The following is a 13,671-nucleotide window of genomic DNA, read 5'->3' on the forward strand; positions in this document are numbered from 1 at the left end:
TCAAACACTTTTTTCTTTGCCTTCCACTATCTAAAAAAGTGGTAATAGACATAATTATAAACAAAAATCCAGATAGGTTTTGCATGATTGAGAAAGTTAAAAAAACTATGACAGAGAATCGTTAATCTCAGATTGTCGGTAGAACGATAAACAAGGGCAAAAAAGAGACCAATCAGACTATAATATAATAAACTAATTGGGTCCCGGTGAGATAGTATCAAATGACTAAGTCCAAAGATAAGGCCTGATAAGATGACATCTAAATAGTACTTTGACTTAGGAAAGAAGGTATTCATAAAATACCCTCTATCAAGAGTCTCCTCAAAAACAGGACCGATGATTACAGGCAGGACAAAAGATAAGATAGTCGATAAAAAAGTTGGTTGTCCATTTGAAAGAACCACGGTAAAATACTCATCATGAATATTCCTATGATTAATCAAATGAGCATAGCGTGCCCAAAAATTACCGAGAATCTGATAAACCACATAAGTTGCAAATAAGTAGAAGACAAATGACCAGTTCCAGCTCTTTTTCTCAAAGATAAAGAGCATCTTTTGCTTTTTTAACCACCAAATTAATAGAAGAAAACTTCCTACTAATCCTATTGTTAAAATAAGGGAATAGACATCAGCGCCTAAACCTAAAATGATTGCTACATACAATCCAATTGTTTGTGGTAAATAGGTAGATAGTAAAATAATAAGCAAAAATATTCCAAATTGTCTTAGTTTCTTTGTGTTTCTCATCGTACTTTTTTTGAAAGATTATCCTGCTCGGAAGCCGTACTTCCAAGCATCCCTATAAGAATTAAGTGCCCCTTGCCCCATATAGGGAGCAAATTCTCTATAATATAACCATCTACCATATCCATCTTCCCAAATAGCAAGACCGCCTGAGATTTGGTCTAGGTCTTCTGACGAAAGAACTGTAAATGTATCTGTACCTGTCATTGCAAGAACCTTCTTAAAATATTGTTGTAGGCTCACATCTACAGTATACTTCTTTTTTATCTATTTTATTAGTCTTCTCCTCAACTGTCAATTTTTCGTCCTGAAATGTATGTTCTCTAAAAAAATGCTAGAACCTTTACTCAGTTCTAGCTTTCTTTTTAGTATTTTCTAAAGCGTTGGTAACGTTTTTCGATGAGCTGTTCCAAGGCTAAGCCTTGCAAGCGTTCAAGCTCTGCACGCAATTCATTTTTAACACGAGCTTGCAGTTCCTTACTGGGGAGACCCGCTTCTGAGATTACCTTGTCCACGATTCCCATTTCTAGGAGTTCGTGTGAAGTGATCTTCATCAACTCTGCCGCCTCCATGGCACGGCTCCCATCCTTCCAAAGGATAGAGGCAAAGCCTTCTGGACTGAGAACGGCATAAATCGAATTTTCCAGCATCCAGACACGGTCAGCTACGGCTAGTGCTAATGCACCTCCAGATCCTCCTTCACCGATAATAATCGCGATGATTGGAACCTTGAGATCACTCATTTCCATCAGGTTTCGAGCGATTGCTTCCCCTTGTCCACGTTCCTCAGCTCCAACACCTGGGTAAGCACCCGCCGTATTGATAAAGGTCACAACTGGACGGCCAAACTTTTCCGCCTGTTTCATCAGGCGAAGAGCCTTGCGATAGCCTTCTGGATGAGGTTGCCCAAAATTTCGTTTGAGGTTGTCATGAAGACTCTTCCCCTTTTGGATACCGACGACAGTTACTGCTTGGTCACCTAACCAGCCAATTCCACCAATAACCGCACCATCATCGCGGAAAGAGCGATCTCCATGCAATTCGATAAACTCGTCAAAGATTCCATTGGCAAAATCAAGTGCAGTCAAGCGACTCTGCTCACGTGCCTCTCTGACTATTTTTGCAATATTCATCCGCGACTTCCTCCATGCAATCTTACTAATTTAGCAATTGTTTCAGGCAATTCTCTCCGTTTGACAATTGCATCAACAAATCCATGTTCAAGCAGAAATTCTGCCTTTTGGAAGTCATCCGGCAAGGTCTCACGAACTGTATTTTCGATAACACGACGCCCAGCAAAACCAACTAAACTCTGGGGCTCCGCTAGGATAATGTCACCTTCCATAGCAAAAGAAGCTGTCACTCCGCCTGTTGTCGGATCCGTCAAAATAGTCAGGTAAAAAAGTCCTGCCTTGGAATGACGTTGAACTGCCGCAGAAATCTTAGCCATCTGCATCAAGCTCATGATTCCTTCTTGCATACGAGCTCCACCAGAAGCTGTGAAGAGAACGACTGGCAAGTTTTCAAGCGTCGCATATTCAAACAAGCGCGTGATTTTTTCACCCACAACGGTTCCCATAGAAGCCATGATAAAGTTAGAATCCATGATCCCAAGGGCAACTTTTTGTCCCTTTATGCTAGCTGTACCAGTTAGTACCGCTTCATCCAAACCTGTCTTTTCACGCATACTAGCCAGTTTTTTCTGGTAGCCAGGAAAGTTTAACGGATCTTGAGTTTCAATACCCGTAAACATCTCCATAAAGCTGTCAGAATCAACCGTCAAAGCTAAGCGTTCCTGAGCTGAAATACGGAAAGTATAGCTACAATGGGGACAAATTTGCTCACTTCCAAGATCCTTTTGGTAGATGATATGTTTACATCCAGGACACTTGGAAAAGAGTTCATCCGGAACCTCAGGCTTGGCTTGTGGTTTCTGCCTTACGGAACGATTAGGATTGATCCGAATATACTTATCCTTTTTACTAAATAGAGCCATAAATCCCCCTTTTAGTTCTCATACTCTTTGAAAGTCTATTCTTTTTCTTGGTATTTTGGCAAGAAAGTTTCCATCAAGAAGGAAGTATCGTAGTCACCAGCGATAACTCGGCGATCTGAAATCAGATCCAACTGGAAGTCTGCATTGGTTTGCACTCCTTCAATCTCAAGTTCATAAAGTGCCCGTTGCATCTTCATAAGAGCGTCAAAACGATTCTCCCCATGAACAATGATTTTAGCAATCATACTATCATAGTAAGGAGGAATGGTATAGCCTGGATAGACTGCCGAGTCCACACGCAAGCCAACTCCACCACTTGGTAGATAGAGATTGGTAATTTTCCCTGGGCTTGGAGCAAAGTTAAATGCTGGATTTTCTGCATTGATCCGGCACTCGATAGCATGACCTCGTAGGACAATATCTTCTTGTTTAAAAGGTAAAGGTTGTCCGGCAGCAATGCGAATCTGTTCCTTCACGATATCAACACCTGAAACAAACTCTGTGACTGGGTGTTCAACTTGTACACGAGTATTCATTTCCATGAAGTAGAAATTGCCACTCGCTTCATCGAGAAGAAATTCAATCGTCCCTGCATTTTCATAGCCTACAGACTCTGCTGCACGAACGGCTGCTGCACCAATTTCATTACGAAGGGTTTTGCCAATCGCAATAGATGGGCTTTCTTCTAAGACCTTTTGGTTATTCCGTTGGAGTGAACAATCCCGTTCACCAAGATGGACAACATGACCCTCTTGGTCCGCAAGAATCTGAACTTCGATATGGCGAGCTGGATAAATCACACGCTCAAGATACATAGCGCCATTTCCAAAGTTGGCCTTGGCTTCGCTAGATGCTGTCTCAAAGGCTGCGACCAAGTCTTCTGCCTTTTCAACCTTACGAATCCCTTTTCCGCCACCACCAGCTGATGCCTTAAGCATGACTGGATAGCCAATTTTTTCTGCAACTGCAAGTGCCTCTTCAGCCGTGTGAACTTCACCATCAGATCCTGGGATAACTGGAACCCCAGCCTTGATCATTTGCTCACGCGCATTGATCTTATCTCCCATGGTATCCATTACAGCCCCAGAAGGACCGATGAACTTAATCCCCACTTCATCACACATCGTGGCAAACTTGGAGTTTTCGCTAAGAAAACCAAAACCTGGGTGAATGGCTTCTGCTTCTGTCAAAACTGCAGCAGATAAAATCGCATTGATATTGAGATAAGACTCTGTCGCCTTACCGGGTCCGATACAGATAGCTTCATCCGCTAGGAGTGTGTGAAGAGCTTCCTTATCAGCAGTTGAATAAACTGCTACGGTCGCGATGCCCAATTCACGCGCAGCTCGAATAATGCGAACCGCAATCTCACCACGGTTGGCAATCAAAATTTTACGAAACATGGAGATCCTCCTTAGTTTCCAATTGCAAAGGTAAGAGTACCACTCGCTGCAAGCTTGCCATCTACTTCAGCCTTTGCTTCAACCACGGCGATGGTACCACGACGTTTGACAAAAGTAGCCGTCATGACTAATTGATCACCTGGTACAACTTGCTTCTTAAACTTGACCTTGTCCATGCCAGCGTAAAAGACCAGCTTTCCTTTGTTTTCAGGCTTGGACAATTCCAAGACACCCGCAGTCTGTGCCAAGGCTTCCATGATAAGAACACCTGGCATAACTGGGTATTGAGGAAAATGACCATTAAAGAAAGGTTCGTTGATGGTGACATTTTTAATGGCAACAATGGTATCCTCGCTCACTTCCAAGACACGGTCCACTAGGAGCATAGGGTAGCGATGGGGTAGAGCTTCTTTGATTCCTTGAATATCGATCATTTGATACGTACCAATCCTTTACCAAACTCAACCATTTCTTCATTTGAAACGAGAATTTCTGTTACCACACCATCCTTAGGTGCAGGGATTTCATTCATGACTTTCATGGCTTCGATGATCACCAAAGTCTGACCTTTTTTAACACTGTCTCCGACTGTGACAAAGGCAGGTTTATCTGGTCCAGCGGCCAAGTAAGCCACCCCTACAAGTGGGCTCTCAACGACATCCCCCTCTGGAGCAACCGTCGTTTCAGCTGGTACTGGAGCTTCTTCCACTGCACTCTCTACTGGAGTTGAAGGAGTAGAAACTACTGGACTTGCCGCTACTGCAGTTGGTGCTGGAACAACTTGAGCTGGAGCTTCAGAAGCCATTCTTGCTTCATTCTTACTGAACTGCAATTCGTCCGCTCCGTTTTTATAAGAAAATTCACGCAGGCTTGATTGGTCAAACTGAGCCATCAAGTCTTTAATTTCATTGATATTCATCTAGCCCTCCCAACGTTTGAAAGCAAGAACCGCGTTGTGTCCACCAAAACCAAAAGTATTTGAAATAGCATAAGGAATTTCTTGCTCCAAGCCTTGTCCATAAACGACATTCGCTTCGATATAGTCTGACAACTCGCTTGTTCCAGCTGTTTTTGGCACGAAGTTATGACGCATAGCTTCGATTGTAGCGATGGCTTCTACTGCTCCTGCAGCCCCAAGCAAGTGTCCTGTAAAGGACTTGGTTGAAGATACAGGTACTTCTTTACCAAGGACAGCTACGATCGCACCACTTTCTCCTTTTTCATTAGCAGGAGTTGAAGTTCCGTGGGCATTGACATAAGCCACTTGCTCTGGAGAAATTTCTGCTTCTTCCAAAGCTAGTTTAATCGCCTTAATCGCGCCTTGACCCTCTGGATGTGGAGAAGTCATGTGGTAAGCATCACAGGTATTACCGTAGCCAACTACTTCAGCCAAGATAGTCGCCCCACGTTTTTCAGCGTGTTCAAGGCTTTCAAGAACCAACATTCCTGATCCTTCTCCCATTACAAAACCATTACGATCTTTGTCAAATGGAATAGAAGCACGGGTTGGATCTTCTGTCGTAGAAAGAGCTGTCAGAGCTTGGAAACCAGCAATGGCAAATGGAGTGATAGAAGCTTCTGATCCTCCAACTAACATGACATCTTGGAAGCCAAACTTGATAGAGCGGAAGGCATCCCCAATGGCATCATTTGATGAGGCACAAGCTGTATTGATTGATTTACAGATACCGTTTGCTCCGAAGCGCATGGCAACATTTCCTGAAGCCATATTTGGCAAGGCTTTTGGAAGTGTCATTGGTTTAACGCGTTTTGGACCTTTTTCATGAAGACGGATAACCTGATCTTCGATTTCTTTAATTCCCCCAATACCAGAAGCTACGATAACACCAAAGCGATCCTTATCGATTGCTTCTACATCAAGATTTGCATTTGTCACCGCTTCTTGAGCCGCATACAAGGCATACAAAGAATAGTTGTCAAAACGGTTGGTATCTTTTTTGACAAAGTATTTCTCAAATGGGAAATCTTGAACTTCTGCTGCATTGTGCACAGCAAAGTCGCTGTGGTCAAACTTAGTGATTTCTCCAATTCCAATCTTCCCAGTTTGCAAACTGTTCCAAAATTCTTCTGGAGTATTTCCGATAGGAGAGGTCAATCCGTAACCTGTTACTACAACTCGATTTAGTTTCATCTGTCTTACCTATATCTTTCCTTATTTTTTACATGCTAAGTCCGCCATCAACAGCGAGAACTTGTCCAGTCAAATAATCCTGTCCAGCTAGGAACACTGTAGCATCTGCGATATGTTCTGCTTGACCGAAATGTTTCATTGGGATTTGGGCCAATGTCGCTTCTTTGACCTTATCAGACAAAACAGCAGTCATATCTGACTCAATCATTCCTGGTGCAAGAGCATTTACGCGCACATTACGATTGGCAACTTCACGTGCAACTGACTTGGTAAAACCAATCAAACCTGCTTTAGAAGCTGCATAGTTGGCTTGTCCGATATTTCCCATCAAACCGACCACACTAGACATGTTGATAATCGCACCTTCACGTGCTTTGATCATCTGTTTCAAGACTGCTTGCGTCATGTTGAAAGCACCTGTCAAGTTGATCTTAATCACTTTTTCAAAGTCTTCTTCAGTCATCTTGAGCATAAGCGTATCTTGAGTGATCCCAGCATTGTTGACCAAGACATCAACAGAACCGAGTTCTGCAATCGCTTGATCTACCATACGCTTGGCATCTGCAAAGTCTGAAACATCACCTGAAATCGGTACTACTTTGACACCATAGTTTGAAAACTCAGCCAGCAATTCTTCTGAGATTGCTCCACGGCTATTCAAGACTACATTAGCACCTAGTTGAGCAAATTTGTGAGCAATGGCAAGTCCGATACCACGACTTGAACCTGTTACAAAGACATTTTTGTTTGTAAGTTGCATTCTATTTCTCCTGTTTCCTGTTGTATTTTGTGGGAGAAGGGGTCATTAGTTTCCTAACAAAGCATCCAAGCTTGCCTGGTCTTCGACATTGGCTACCTTAGCTGATTTATCAATCTTTTTGACAAATCCTGATAGGACCTTACCAGGGCCGATTTCAATAAAATTGGTTACCCCAGCATCCTGCATCACAGCAATACTTTCATAAAAACGAACAGGTTCTTTGACCTGACGCGTCAAGAGCTCTTGGATTCGATCTTTTCCCATAACAGCAGCTTCCGTATTGCCGACTAGAGGGCAAGTAAAGTCAGAGAAACTCACTCCCTCAAGAGCTCCAGCTAATTGCTGACTGGCTGGCTCAAGAAGGGCTGTATGGAAAGGACCAGATACATTTAAAGGAATCAATCGTTTTGCTCCTGCTTCCTGCAAGAGTTCAACTGCGCGGTCAACCGCAGCCACCTCACCACCGATAACGATCTGGCTTGGGGTGTTGTAGTTAGCTGGAGTCACTACTCCAACTTTAGAGGCTGTTTCACAAGCTTCCTCAATCACTTCAACTGGAGTATTAAGAACGGCAACCATCTTTCCAGAGCCTGCAGGTGCAGCCTCTTCCATATAAGCACCACGCTTGGCAACCAAGGCAACTGCCTCTTCAAAGTCCAAGGCACCACTTGCTACAAGAGCAGAATATTCCCCAAGAGACAATCCTGCTACCATATCCGGCTGGTAGCCCTTTTCTTTCAATAGTCGGTAAATAGCAACCGAAGTCGCTAAAATAGCTGGCTGCGTATAGCGAGTCTGGTTTAACTTGGTTTCTTCCTTATCAATCAAGTCACGAAGGTCATAACCCAAAACCTGACTGGCTTGGTCAATTGTTTCCTTGACGATAGGATAGCGATCATAGAGATCACGCCCCATCCCTAGATACTGAGCACCTTGACCGACAAATAGAAAGGCTGTTTTAGTCATTTCTTACAACTCCTGCCCAACGAGAGGCCTCTTCTTGAATTTTCTTGGCTGCGCCATAGTATAGATCTTTTAGGATTTCTTCGACAGTTTCCTCTTTAGAAATCAAACCAGCGATCTGACCTGCCATGACAGATCCACCTTCTACATCTCCATGAACAACGGCTTTAGCAAGAGCACCAGCCCCCATTTGCTCAAAGATTTCCAAGTCTGGATTTTCTTGTTTAAAGGCATCTTTTTCAGCCTGTTCAAAGTCACGTGTCAACTGATTTTTAATAGCACGAACAGCATGACCAAAGTGTTGAGCTGAAATAGTCGTATCGATATCACGCGCTTTTAAGATTTTTTCCTTGTATTTTGGATGGGCGTTAGATTCCTTAGCTACTACGAAACGCGTACCAACTTGAACGGCCTCAGCACCAAGCATAAAGCCTGCAGCGACACCTTCACCGTCCGCAATTCCTCCAGCTGCGATAACCGGAATCGAAACAGCTGCAGCAACCTGACGAACCAAGGTCATCGTTGTTAATTTACCAATATGTCCACCGGCTTCCATTCCTTCTGCAATAACTGCATCTGCACCAATTTTTTCCATGCGTTTTGCCAAAGCAACACTTGGAACAACAGGAATCACTGTAATTCCTGCATCATGGAAACGAGCCATGTATTTACTTGGATTTCCTGCACCAGTTGTAACCACCTTGACCCCTTCTTCAATCACGAGATCAACGATGTCTTCTACAAAAGGTGACAAGAGCATGATGTTGACACCAAAAGGTTTGTCCGTAAGTGATTTGATTTTATCAATATTAGCCTTCACGACCTCTTTAGGTGCATTTCCACCACCGATGATCCCTAGGCCACCAGCTTTTGATACCGCACCAGCCAAGTCACCATCTGCAACCCAGGCCATTCCTCCTTGAAAAATAGGATAATCAATATTCAATAATTCTGTAATACGTGTTTTCATAGTGCCTCCATCATTCCTTGCTTACGTAATAGTTCGATTGGTTTATCATTTGAGTTTCAAACTATTACCTAAACAAGAGGGAGTGGGTTCCCCTACTCCTTCTAGTAATATGTTAATTATTTTGTTTGCTCTTCAACGTAGGCAACCAAGTCACCAACTGTTTTTAAGTTATCTTCTACTTCGATTTGGATATCGAAAGCATCTTCGATTTCAGAGATTACTTGGAACAAGTCCAATGAATCTGCATCCAAATCATCAAAAGTAGATTCAAGTGTTACTTCTGATGCGTCTTTCCCAAGTTCTTCAACGATAATTTCTTGTACTTTTTCAAATACTGCCATGATAGGACTCCTTTAAAATATAAAAAATTTATAACTATGTGTTTACCACATGATTACCTAGATTGTAAGAATGAGTGTGCCCCATGTCAAACCTCCACCGAAGCCTGATAGGAGAATCGTTTGGCTACCATCTAAACGAATCTTGCCATTCTCCACACACTCTGAGAGCAAAATCGGGATACTTGCTGCACTGGTATTTCCATACTCCATCATATTGGCAGGAAGTTTGTCTCGGTCTACACCAATCTTCTTAGCCATCTTATCCAAAATGCGGATATTTGCCTGATGAAGCAAGAGATAATCCAATTCCGATGCTGCGATTGGACTATTTTCAATAGTCTCTTTGATTGATCTAGCAACATCTCGATTTGCAAAATCAAAAACTGCTCGTCCATCCATCTTCAAAAAAGCAGGAACTGCCTCTTGATCTGAGAAGGGCGAAGTCAGAGCCGTTTGGGCACAGGTCAAACACTCGCTCCGAGAGCCATCCGTATAGAGACTTTCCACAAGGAAGTGACGTGTTTCGCTCGCTTCCAAGAGAACCCCGCCTGCACCATCTCCAAAGAGAACAGCTGTCGAACGATCAGACCAATCAACCGCCTTAGATAAGGTCTCAGCTCCGATAACAATCCCTTTCTTGAACTGTCCAGAGCTTAAAAACTTTTCAGCAGTTGAGAGAGCAAATACAAAGCCACTGCAAGCTGCTGTCAAATCAAAGGCAAAAGCTCTATGCGCTCCGATATTTGCCTGAACCCGAGCTGCCGTAGAAGGCATCATCGAGTCTGGGGTAATCGTCGCTACAATGATAAAATCAATCTGATCCGCTTTTATGCTCGCCTTAGCCAGCAAACTCTTGGCAACTTCTGTCGCCAAATCACTCGTTGACTCCGTTTTTGAAATATGTCTCTGTTTAATTCCTGTACGGCTTGAAATCCACTCATCGCTTGTATCCATAATTTGGGCCAAGTCTTGATTAGTGACTACTTGCTCTGGAACATAATGAGCAACCTGGCTTATTTTTGCAAAAGCCATTATTTCAAATCCTCCAAAAATTGATAAAGATTAGTCAAGCCCCTGCCCATCACTTCTATTTCTTCAGAACTCATACCATCGATAATTTTCTCGACCATGGCCTTGTGGAAACGTTTATGAAGGCGGTGAACCAAACGACCTTTCTTTGTCAAATGCAGATAGACCACACGACGATCCTGATCAGAACGAATGCGCTCAACATAACCTTTTCTTTCGAGATTATTCAAGCTGGTCGTAACAGTTCCAAGAGTGACCATCAGTTCTTTAGAAACCTTACTTGGAGTTGCCTCCGGAAACTTCCCAATCACATCAATCGTGTGCATTTCTTTGATGGAGATGTCTTTGAAACGACTACCTCGTAAGCTAACCTCCTCAATCACAAGGACATTATTAAAAATAGATGTTAAATACTCATTCACTTGTTGGTAGTCCAAAGTATTCCCTCCTTCTCAAAAAAACTTTTGTATTCAAAACATTTGACAAAAAAAGTATATCAAACTTCAAAGAATTGCGCAAGTATTTTTTTATTTTCCTGAAAATTTTGGTCGTCTTCTTTCAGAATGAGCTCGTACTCCTTCTTTAAAATCTTCAGTCAAAGACAAAGATTCTTGCAGTTTCAATTCCAGTTCAGCATAATTCTGCCAATCCTTAAATTGGCTTTCCCAAACCAACTTTTTAATGGCTGCGTATGAGTTTGCTGAGCCTCGTCTTAATTTCTTCAGAACTTGTTCTCTTGTCTTTTCTAGCTTATCTGCCTCGCAGACACGGTATACCACGCCCCATTCCAGTGCTTTTTCCGCAGTCAAAGCTTCTCCTGTCATGGCAAGTTGCGCAGCCCGTGTTACCCCGATACTACGACTCAAGAGATGGATCCCACCAGCGTCTGGCGCCAATCCAACTCCAACAAAGGCTTGGATAAACTTTGCCTTATCAGTCGCCAAACAAAAATCGACTGCCACTGCCATATTGGCTGCAGCGCCAGCAACCGCTCCATCTACCTCCATCAAGACAGGTTTAGGAATTTGCTTGATTTTATATGAAATTGTATTGACTAATTCTGCAATCTTATTCAAAGAAGGAATGTCATCCTCATCCACTGCACGCTTCATCTCAACCAAATCTCCTCCAACTGAAAAGACCTTCCCATTAGCGTTAATCAAGATAAACTGAACAGCTTGATCCTGTTCTGCTAAGGTTAAAGCTTCTAAAATCTCCTCACACATTGGGATATGGAAACCATTTGCAACTTCGGGACGATTCAAAGTAATGATAGCAAGATCATCTAGGATCTGATATAGGATATGATTCATAGCTTCTCCTTTTGTAAGGTGATAAAATTATTTTATTATCAAAGTATACCTTTTTTTAGATAAAGAGGCAAGAGAAAACCAATCGAAAGTGTCTCGGCTGATCAAAACGCTCACTTTATCCTAAAGACTATACTATTTTCTTCATTGAAAAATACCCCTCTTTCTGCTATAATCGTATAAAATACTTACTTGAGGAGCCCTTATGAAGGTTGTAAAATTTGGCGGAAGCTCTCTTGCCTCTGCTAGTCAGTTAGAAAAAGTTTTAAACATCGTTAAAAGCGATAAAGAGCGCCGTTTTGTGGTCGTTTCTGCACCGGGTAAACGCAATTCTGAGGATACCAAGGTTACAGATGCCTTGATCAAATACTATCGTGATTATGTAGCAGGAAATGATATCAGCAAGAGCCAAAACTGGATCATCGATCGCTATGCGGCTATGGTGAGCGAACTAGGCTTAAAACCATCAGTTCTAGAAAAAATTTCTAAAAGCATCCGTGCCTTAGCGACTCTTCCTATTGAGGAAAATGACTTTCTCTATGACACCTTCCTAGCAGCTGGAGAAAACAACAATGCCAAACTTATCGCAGCTTACTTTAACCAAAACGGCATCGATGCACGCTATGTTCACCCAAGAGAAGCTGGGATTGTTGTCACAAGTGAACCAGGAAACGCACGTATCATTCCCTCTAGTTATGACAAGATTGAAGGCTTGGCTGACAGCAACGAAGTCCTTGTTATTCCTGGTTTCTTTGGGGTCACTAAGGAAAATCAAATCTGTACCTTCTCCCGTGGTGGATCCGACATAACTGGTTCCATCATCGCTGCCGGTGTTAAGGCTGATCTCTATGAAAACTTTACGGACGTAGACGGTATCTTTGCTGCCCATCCTGGAATTATCCACCAACCACACTCAATCCCTGAGTTGACCTACCGTGAAATGCGGGAATTGGCTTATGCTGGATTTTCAGTCCTTCATGACGAAGCCCTTCTTCCTGCCTACCGTGGGAAAATTCCTCTCGTTATCAAAAACACCAATAACCCTGACCATCCGGGTACTCGTATCGTTCTAAAGCATAGCAGTGATAAATTCCCAGTCGTTGGAATCGCTGGTGATTCTGGCTTTGTCAGCATCAACATGTCGAAATACCTCATGAACCGTGAAGTTGGATTTGGACGCAAGGTTCTGCAAATTCTCGAAGATCTTAACATCGGATGGGAACACATGCCAACAGGTATCGACGATCTTTCGATCATTCTCCGCTCCCGTGAGTTGACTCCTATCAAAGAAGAAGAAATTCTGCGTCAGCTCGTTCAAAAGGCTGAAGTGGACCATGCTGAAATCGAACACGACCTTTCAATCATTATGATTGTCGGAGAAAAGATGAAGAGTCATATCGGGGTAACTGCTACTGCAACACGTGCTTTGTCTGAGAATAAAATCAACATCCAGATGATGTCCCAAGGTTCAAGTGAAGTTTCCATCATGTTTGTTGTCAATAAAGATCAAGAAAAAGCAGCTATCAAGGCTCTCTATCATGCCTTTTTCGATGAAAGTAAGGAAGACTGATCATGGCCCAATCTCTCAATAAAGTCATTGACCTCCAAACCACTGGAACATCTTACCTCTCTATCTCTGGAAAGGTTGGAAAATTTCTAGTCGGGGACCAAGCCTTAGAGTTTTATCCTGATGTCAATGTTGAACAATATATCCAGATCCCCTGGTCTAGCATTCAGCAAATCGGAGCCAACGTAAATGGTCGCAAAATCAGCCGTCACTTTGAAGTATTTACCGATCAAGGTAAATTCCTCTTTGCCTCAAAAGACTCTGGGGCTATCCTCAAAATCGCTCGGGAAAAATTAGGAAACGACAAGGTCGTGAAACTTCCGACTCTGCTCCAGACCATTGGACAAAAATTTAAAAATCTATTTGCAAAAAAGTAGAAACTTTAGTATAATCATAGCAACGGATAAGTAGGTTATCCTCTTCTTTCAGAAAGT

General features: G+C 42.7%; 17 protein-coding genes. 2 read left to right on the forward strand and 15 right to left on the reverse strand.

The window, feature by feature from the left end; all coding sequences use genetic code 11:
• Positions 1–26: 26 nt before the first annotated feature.
• From BLS46_RS07470 to BLS46_RS07540, 15 genes are all read right to left on the reverse strand, one after another.
• Positions 27–749: a CPBP family intramembrane glutamic endopeptidase gene (locus tag BLS46_RS07470; protein WP_093586684.1), complete on the reverse strand. Its 723-nt coding sequence runs from the start codon at positions 747–749 to the stop codon at positions 27–29.
• A gap of 18 nt (positions 750–767) precedes the next feature.
• Positions 768–953 (reverse strand): biofilm-regulating peptide BriC, encoded by a 186-nt coding sequence (gene briC, locus BLS46_RS07475; protein ID WP_093586840.1) that lies wholly within the window; start codon positions 951–953, stop codon positions 768–770.
• A 158-nt stretch (positions 954–1,111) separates the two neighbouring features.
• The gene (locus BLS46_RS07480; RefSeq protein WP_093586686.1) at positions 1,112–1,879 is read right to left on the reverse strand and encodes an acetyl-CoA carboxylase carboxyl transferase subunit alpha; all 768 of its coding nucleotides are present in this window, start codon (positions 1,877–1,879) and stop codon (positions 1,112–1,114) included.
• On the reverse strand, positions 1,876–2,742 hold the full coding sequence (gene accD, locus BLS46_RS07485) for an acetyl-CoA carboxylase, carboxyltransferase subunit beta (RefSeq protein ID WP_093586688.1): 867 nt from the start codon (positions 2,740–2,742) through the stop codon (positions 1,876–1,878). Before accD ends, BLS46_RS07480 begins: the two co-directional genes overlap by 4 nt.
• Before the next feature lie 35 nt (positions 2,743–2,777).
• A complete protein-coding gene (accC, locus tag BLS46_RS07490) occupies positions 2,778–4,145 on the reverse strand; it encodes an acetyl-CoA carboxylase biotin carboxylase subunit (RefSeq protein WP_093586690.1) in 1,368 nt (455 codons plus the stop codon).
• An 11-nt stretch (positions 4,146–4,156) separates the two neighbouring features.
• Complete coding sequence (gene fabZ / locus BLS46_RS07495; RefSeq protein ID WP_000565515.1) at positions 4,157–4,579, reverse strand: 3-hydroxyacyl-ACP dehydratase FabZ; 423 nt, start codon at positions 4,577–4,579, stop codon at positions 4,157–4,159.
• The gene (gene accB, locus BLS46_RS07500; protein WP_093586692.1) at positions 4,576–5,064 is read right to left on the reverse strand and encodes an acetyl-CoA carboxylase biotin carboxyl carrier protein; all 489 of its coding nucleotides are present in this window, start codon (positions 5,062–5,064) and stop codon (positions 4,576–4,578) included. The genes fabZ and accB overlap by 4 nt, the downstream gene beginning before the upstream one ends.
• Complete coding sequence (fabF, locus tag BLS46_RS07505; RefSeq protein WP_093586694.1) at positions 5,065–6,297, reverse strand: beta-ketoacyl-ACP synthase II; 1,233 nt, start codon at positions 6,295–6,297, stop codon at positions 5,065–5,067.
• 28 nt (positions 6,298–6,325) lie between these two features.
• Entirely contained in the window at positions 6,326–7,057 is a 732-nt protein-coding gene (gene fabG / locus BLS46_RS07510) for a 3-oxoacyl-[acyl-carrier-protein] reductase (RefSeq protein WP_001177612.1), read from the reverse strand.
• Positions 7,058–7,102: 45 nt separating this feature from the next.
• Positions 7,103–8,023: an ACP S-malonyltransferase gene (fabD, locus tag BLS46_RS07515; RefSeq protein ID WP_093586696.1), complete on the reverse strand. Its 921-nt coding sequence runs from the start codon at positions 8,021–8,023 to the stop codon at positions 7,103–7,105.
• Positions 8,016–8,990 carry an enoyl-[acyl-carrier-protein] reductase FabK gene (fabK, locus tag BLS46_RS07520; RefSeq protein ID WP_093586698.1) on the reverse strand — a complete coding sequence of 325 codons (975 nt, stop codon included), beginning with the start codon at positions 8,988–8,990 and terminating at the stop codon, positions 8,016–8,018. The genes fabD and fabK overlap by 8 nt, the downstream gene beginning before the upstream one ends.
• A 116-nt stretch (positions 8,991–9,106) precedes the next feature.
• Positions 9,107–9,331, reverse strand: a complete 225-nt coding sequence (locus BLS46_RS07525) for an acyl carrier protein (protein ID WP_093586700.1) — start codon at positions 9,329–9,331, stop codon at positions 9,107–9,109.
• A 57-nt stretch (positions 9,332–9,388) separates the two neighbouring features.
• Complete coding sequence (locus BLS46_RS07530) at positions 9,389–10,363, reverse strand: beta-ketoacyl-ACP synthase III (protein ID WP_093586702.1); 975 nt, start codon at positions 10,361–10,363, stop codon at positions 9,389–9,391.
• A complete protein-coding gene (locus tag BLS46_RS07535; protein ID WP_000386342.1) occupies positions 10,363–10,797 on the reverse strand; it encodes a fatty acid biosynthesis transcriptional regulator FabT in 435 nt (144 codons plus the stop codon). The genes BLS46_RS07530 and BLS46_RS07535 overlap by 1 nt, the downstream gene beginning before the upstream one ends.
• A 90-nt stretch (positions 10,798–10,887) precedes the next feature.
• The gene (locus BLS46_RS07540) at positions 10,888–11,673 is read right to left on the reverse strand and encodes an enoyl-CoA hydratase (protein WP_093586704.1); all 786 of its coding nucleotides are present in this window, start codon (positions 11,671–11,673) and stop codon (positions 10,888–10,890) included.
• A 202-nt stretch (positions 11,674–11,875) separates the two neighbouring features.
• Between BLS46_RS07540 and BLS46_RS07545 the strand changes: the two genes are divergently transcribed.
• Both BLS46_RS07545 and BLS46_RS07550 read left to right on the forward strand, forming a co-directional pair.
• A complete protein-coding gene (locus tag BLS46_RS07545; protein ID WP_038804093.1) occupies positions 11,876–13,240 on the forward strand; it encodes an aspartate kinase in 1,365 nt (454 codons plus the stop codon).
• Positions 13,241–13,242: 2 nt separating this feature from the next.
• Positions 13,243–13,614 (forward strand): DUF956 family protein, encoded by a 372-nt coding sequence (locus BLS46_RS07550; RefSeq protein WP_000079368.1) that lies wholly within the window; start codon positions 13,243–13,245, stop codon positions 13,612–13,614.
• The last annotated feature ends 57 nt before the right edge of the window (positions 13,615–13,671 follow it).

The organism is Streptococcus sp. NLAE-zl-C503 (assembly GCF_900104285.1).
Taxonomy (GTDB): Bacteria; Bacillota; Bacilli; order Lactobacillales; family Streptococcaceae; genus Streptococcus.